The sequence below is a fragment of the Enterobacter sp. WCHEn090032 genome (genome assembly GCF_003986875.1).
Classification (GTDB): Bacteria; Pseudomonadota; Gammaproteobacteria; order Enterobacterales; family Enterobacteriaceae; genus Enterobacter; species Enterobacter sichuanensis.
Genome location: NZ_RXRN01000052.1, coordinates 1 through 5,756 on the forward strand (window position 1 = coordinate 1; position 5,756 = coordinate 5,756).

4 protein-coding genes are annotated in these 5,756 nt (G+C 59.2%); 3 read left to right on the forward strand and 1 reads right to left on the reverse strand.

Features of this window, described 5'->3' with window-relative positions; all coding sequences use genetic code 11:
* Positions 1-34: 34 nt before the first annotated feature.
* The gene (gene ldtA, locus EKN83_RS23010; protein ID WP_025759289.1) at positions 35-934 is read right to left on the reverse strand and encodes a L,D-transpeptidase; all 900 of its coding nucleotides are present in this window, start codon (positions 932-934) and stop codon (positions 35-37) included.
* A 191-nt stretch (positions 935-1,125) separates the two neighbouring features.
* Between ldtA and shiA the strand changes: the two genes are divergently transcribed.
* The 3 genes from shiA to EKN83_RS23025 all read left to right on the forward strand — a co-directional run bounded on the left by shiA (position 1,126) and on the right by EKN83_RS23025 (position 5,752).
* On the forward strand, positions 1,126-2,439 hold the full coding sequence (gene shiA / locus EKN83_RS23015; RefSeq protein ID WP_095451011.1) for a shikimate transporter: 1,314 nt from the start codon (positions 1,126-1,128) through the stop codon (positions 2,437-2,439).
* 73 nt (positions 2,440-2,512) lie between these two features.
* The gene (locus EKN83_RS23020) at positions 2,513-3,967 is read left to right on the forward strand and encodes an AMP nucleosidase (protein ID WP_126801778.1); all 1,455 of its coding nucleotides are present in this window, start codon (positions 2,513-2,515) and stop codon (positions 3,965-3,967) included.
* Positions 3,968-3,985: 18 nt separating this feature from the next.
* On the forward strand, positions 3,986-5,752 hold the full coding sequence (locus EKN83_RS23025) for an aminopeptidase P family protein (RefSeq protein ID WP_126801779.1): 1,767 nt from the start codon (positions 3,986-3,988) through the stop codon (positions 5,750-5,752).
* The last annotated feature ends 4 nt before the right edge of the window (positions 5,753-5,756 follow it).

The following is a 5,756-nucleotide window of genomic DNA, read 5'->3' on the forward strand; positions in this document are numbered from 1 at the left end:
GGTTGGGTTAAATTGTCGGGTGGCGAAAATGTCCTCAATTGCCGAGCTTCACCGGCATCCCTGACCGCCGTTCCAGCTCAGCACCTGCCCCCTCGTTGATCAACTCTGTCCGCAGCGCGGCCGATATCGGCAGCGGCACTTTCCGGGTCGATTCAAATTCCGCACGGTTACGTGACAACGGCTCATGCACTTCCACCCAGCGGCTACCGTCCGGCTCGGTGGTGACTTTAACGGGCTGATCGATAAGCTGTACCCGGGTTCCGACCGGAACGTTATCGAACAGGTATTTGATGTCGTTATTGCGCAGACGAATACAGCCCTGGCTCACCCGCAGCCCGATGCCAAAATTCGAGTTAGTGCCGTGTATGGCGTACAGCCTGCCGATATAAATGGCATACAGCCCCATCGGGTTATCCGGCCCGGCAGGCACGAATGCAGGCAGCGTTTTGCCTTCTGCCGCATAGGCGCGGCGCGTATTGGGCGTCGGCGACCATGTCGGTCCCTCCTGCTTACGCTCAACCGCCGTCACCCAGTTACGCGGCGTTTCGCGCCCGGCCTGACCGATGCCAATGGGCAGGACTTCTACGGTAGTGCCGCCGGGCGGATAATAGTAGAGGCGCATTTCTGCCGCATTCACGATAATGCCTTCCCGGACGGTGTCAGGCAGAATCAGCTGCTGGGGAATGACCAGCCGGGTACCGGATTTGGGCAAAAAAGGATCCACGCCCGGGTTCGCTTCCAGCATATTGCTCAGCCCCTGCCCGTACTGTGCGGCAAACGCCTCGAGCGGTAACGTATTGCGATCCGGCACGGTGATGACCTGCGCGCTTCCCACTAGTCGGCTGCCCGTCGGCGGCAACGGATAGCTCACCGCCTGCACGCTCTGGCTGATAAGCAACGCAGCAAGACACCCCAACACCTCTTTACGACACATCGTCCCTTCCTCCGTCGCTTCGTTCTTCACTAAGCATAGCGTAGCCGTTTTGCATTACCCATCAGGAAATAAAATCAGTTTGCACAGGCTCCCTGTCGCGGTAGTCTCATAAGTTCCGTTTACGTGACGGCCGCTTTGTGAGTGACTTTTTCTTATACCAATAATTAAAAATCAGTGCAGACAGGACAACTATGGATTCCACTCTCACCTCCACACATCCCACCGAGGAGACACCTTCGCTCAATCGTGCCCGCCGCGCCGCCCTCGGCAGCTTCGCGGGTGCCGTCGTCGACTGGTATGATTTTCTGCTCTACGGCATTACCGCCGCCCTGGTCTTTAACCGCGAATTCTTCCCGCAGGTCAGCCCCGCGATGGGCACGCTCGCCGCGTTTGCCACCTTCGGCGTCGGCTTTCTGTTTCGCCCGCTGGGTGGCGTGATCTTCGGCCACTTCGGCGACCGCCTCGGTCGCAAACGTATGCTGATGCTCACCGTCTGGATGATGGGGATCGCCACCGCGCTGATTGGCATCCTCCCTTCGTTTTCCACCATTGGCTGGTGGGCACCGGTACTGCTGGTTACCCTGCGCGCCATTCAGGGGTTCGCCGTGGGCGGCGAGTGGGGCGGCGCGGCGCTGTTATCGGTTGAGAGCGCGCCAAAAAATAAGAAAGCGTTTTACAGCAGCGGCGTACAGGTCGGGTATGGCGTGGGTCTGCTCCTCTCTACCGGGCTGGTCTCCTTAATCAGCCAGCTCACCACCGACGAACAGTTCCTGAGCTGGGGCTGGCGCATTCCGTTCATCTTCAGCATCGTGCTGGTCATCGCCGCGCTGTGGATCCGTAACGGGATGGAAGAGTCCGCTGAATTCGAACAGCAGCAGGAAATACCAGCCGTCAAAAAGCGGCTGCCGGTGATGGAAGCCCTGGTGCAGCACCCTGGCGCTTTTCTGAAAATTATCGCCCTGCGCCTGTGCGAACTGCTGACGATGTATATCGTCACCGCGTTTGCGCTGAACTACTCAACGCAGAATCTCGGTCTGCCGCGAGAGCTGTTTCTGAATATCGGCCTGGTGGTCGGCGGGATCAGTTGCCTGACCATCCCCTGTTTCGCCTGGCTGGCGGACCGCTTTGGTCGACGTCGCGTTTATATCACCGGGGCGCTGGTGGGAACCCTCAGCGCCTGGCCCTTCTTTATGGCGCTGGAGGCACAGTCGATCTTCTGGATTGTCTTCTTTGCCATTATGCTCGCGAACATCGCTCACGATATGGTGGTCTGCGTCCAGCAGCCGATGTTTACCGAACTGTTCGGCGCCAGCTACCGCTACAGCGGAGCAGGCGTGGGTTACCAGGTTGCAAGCGTCGTCGGCGGCGGGTTTACCCCCTTTATTGCCGCCGCGCTGGTGACCTTCTCCGGCGGAAACTGGCACAGCGTGGCGATTTATCTGCTGGCCGGCTGCCTGCTCTCTGCGGCGACGGCGCTTCTGATGAAAGAGACGCACCACCGCTGATCTCACTTTTGTTTCACAGGCGTGTGACATACTATCGGGTAGAGTCGCACACCTGTGGAACAAGGAGACAGAGATGAATAATAAGGGCTCCAGCCTGACCCCGGCTCAGGCGCTGGAAAAACTCGACGCACTGTATGAACAGTCCGTCAACGCGCTGCGCAGCGCCATTAGCGAGTATATCGACACAGGGAAACTCCCCGACGAAAAGGCCAGAAGCGAGGGCCTTTTTGTTTATCCGTCGCTCTCTGTGACCTGGGACGGCAGCGCCAGCACCACGCCGAAAACCCGCGCCTATGCCCGTTTCACCCACTCCGGCTGCTACAGCACCACCGTCACCCGTCCTGCACTGTTCCGCCCTTACCTTGAAGAGCAGCTCACGCTGCTGTACCAGGACTACGGTGCGCACATCGCCGTTGAGCCTTCCCAGCACGAGATCCCCTATCCGTACGTGATTGACGGTTCGGCGTTAACGCTGGACCGCTCCATGAGCGCGGGCCTGACCCGCCACTTCCCGACGACGGAACTTTCGCAGATTGGCGATGAGACGGCTGACGGCATTTATCACCCGGCAGAGTTTTCTCCTCTGTCACATTTTGATGCCCGCCGGGTCGATTTCTCCCTGGCGCGCCTGCGTCACTACACCGGTACGCCAGCCGAACATTTTCAACCCTTCGTGCTCTTTACCAACTACACCCGCTACGTCGACGAGTTTGTCCGCTGGGGATGCAGCCAGATCCTCGACCCGGAGAGCCCTTACATCGCGCTCTCCTGTGCGGGGGGGATCTGGATCACTGCGGAGACCGAAGCCCCCGAGCAGCTGATTTCCGACCTGGCGTGGAAAAAGCATCAGATGCCAGCCTGGCACCTGATCACCGCCGACAGTCAGGGCATTACGTTGATTAACATTGGCGTCGGCCCGTCGAATGCGAAAACCATCTGCGACCATCTGGCGGTTCTGCGCCCGGACGTGTGGCTAATGATTGGCCACTGCGGTGGCCTGCGCGAAAGCCAGCTGATTGGCGATTACGTGCTCGCCCACGCCTATCTGCGTGATGACCATGTGCTTGATGCCGTACTGCCGCCGGATATTCCCATCCCAAGCATCGCCGAGGTCCAGCGTGCGTTGTATGACGCCACCAAAGAGGTGAGCGGTATGCCGGGCGAAGAAGTTAAGCAGCGCCTGCGCACCGGCACGGTCGTCACTACGGACGATCGCAACTGGGAGCTGCGCTACTCCGCCTCCGCGCTGCGGTTTAACCTGAGCCGCGCGGTGGCGATTGATATGGAAAGCGCCACCATCGCCGCGCAGGGCTATCGCTTCCGCGTCCCCTACGGCACGCTGCTGTGCGTCTCCGATAAACCGCTGCACGGCGAAATTAAGCTGCCGGGCCAGGCCAACCGTTTCTATGAAGGGGCGATATCCGAACATCTGCAGATTGGCATCCGCGCCATTGACCTGCTGCGAGCGGAAGGGGACAGACTTCATTCCCGCAAGCTGCGCACCTTCAACGAGCCGCCGTTCCGCTAATTACGACAAGGATAAATAATGTACAGCACATCACCTCTCTCTGCCCTGCGCCAGTGGCTTGAAGCCAGCCATCTCGACGGGATGATCGTCCCGCGCGCCGATGCCTGGCAGAGTGAATACTGCGCACCCTACGATGAAAAGCTGGCCTGGCTGACGGGATTTGACGGTTCGGCCGGTGTGGCGCTGGTGCTGCAGGACAAAGCACTGCTGTTCGTCGATGGCCGCTATCAGGTTCAGGCGCGCGTGCAGGTCAACACGAATGAGATTGAGATCCACCACCTGCATAACGAGCCGCTGGCGCAATGGCTGGCGGAAAACGTGGGGGCAGGCACGCGTATCGGTTTTGACCCGCTGCTGATGACCAATACAGAGTTTGAGCAGCTGTCCGCCACAGGGTGCGAACTGGTGCCTTTGAGTGAATCGCCTTTTGATACTCTGTGGACTGACCGCCCTGCCGCACCGGCGGGGCTTATTCGTAGCATGCCGGTTGAACTCAGCGGTGAAAGCAGCGCAGACAAACGTCAGCGCGTTGCCGCCGTGCTGGCCGCCAGCCATGCCGATTATCTGGCCGTTACCCTGCCGGACAATATCGCCTGGCTGCTGAACGTGCGGGGAGCAGATATTCCTTACAGCCCGGTACCGCTCTCTTTTGTCCTGCTGGGTCGAGACGGTCACGTTGAGTGGTTTGTTAACGACAATAAGCTCAGCGCCCTGCCAGATGCCGTGCGCAATGCGTTCACTATTGCGCCGCAGGACGCCTTTATCGAGCGCTGCCAGCGGCTTGCTGCCGGTAAACGGGTAATGGTAGATGCCGATTCCGCGCCGGTAGCCCTGCGCTTCGCTATTGAGCCACAGGGAGAGATTGTCTGGCAGACTGACCCTATAACCCTGATGAAGGCCACCAAAAACCCGGTCGAACTGGCGGGTTACCGCGAGTGTCATCACCAGGACGGTGCCGCATGGGTCAACTTCCTTGCCTGGCTGAGCCGTGAAGTGCCGCTGCGCGAGGCGGCAGGAAACCCGCTAACCGAGCTGGAGGTTCAGGCCCAACAGCTTGCGTTCCGTAAACAGCAGCCCGGGTTTATCGAGCAAAGCTTTGCCACCATCTCCGCCTCCTCCAGCAATGCGGCGATGTGCCATTACCATTCGAGCGAAGCCAGCAACAAGCCCATCGTTCATGACCACTTTTACCTGAACGATTCCGGCGGTCAGTATGCTAATGGCACTACCGATGCCACGCGCACGCTGGCCTGGGGTCAGGTCAACCCGCAGCAGCGCCTGCACTACACCGCCGTGTTGAGAGGCTTCCTGTCGCTGATTACCCTGCAGTTTCCTTCCGGCACTCAGGGACATCAGCTGGATGCTTTCGCGCGTCGTCCATTGTGGGAGATGGGGCTGGATTACGATCACGGTACGGGGCATGGCGTGGGGCATCAGCTTCTGATCCATGAAAACCCGCATCGTATTGCCAAAAAGGTCAATCCGTGGCCGCTGGTGGCGGGCAATATCATGACTATCGAACCGGGATATTATCTGGGCGATAGCCACGGTATCCGCATCGAAAACCAGGTAGAAATCGTTGAGAGCCGTCCGGGATTCTGCAAATTTGCTTCGCTGACGCTGATCCCCATCGACCTGAGTCAGGTCGAGCTGGATCTGTTAAGCGAGCAGGAAAAAGCGTGGCTGGATACATATCACCAGCAGGTACGTGAGGCGCTTTTACCCCTGGTGAACAGCGAAGCGCGTTCGTGGCTGGAAGCGGCGACGGCGCCGATTAGCGTGTAATTTC

What these genes read in the sequence shown, in the direction of transcription:
- shiA (WP_095451011.1), top strand. Translation starts at nt 1,126, where the DNA reads ATGGATTCCACTCTCACCTCCACACATCCCACCGAGGAGACACCTTCG.
- ldtA (WP_025759289.1), bottom strand. Translation starts at nt 934, where the DNA reads ATGTGTCGTAAAGAGGTGTTGGGGTGTCTTGCTGCGTTGCTTATCAGC.
- EKN83_RS23020 (WP_126801778.1), top strand. Translation starts at nt 2,513, where the DNA reads ATGAATAATAAGGGCTCCAGCCTGACCCCGGCTCAGGCGCTGGAAAAA.
- EKN83_RS23025 (WP_126801779.1), top strand. Translation starts at nt 3,986, where the DNA reads ATGTACAGCACATCACCTCTCTCTGCCCTGCGCCAGTGGCTTGAAGCC.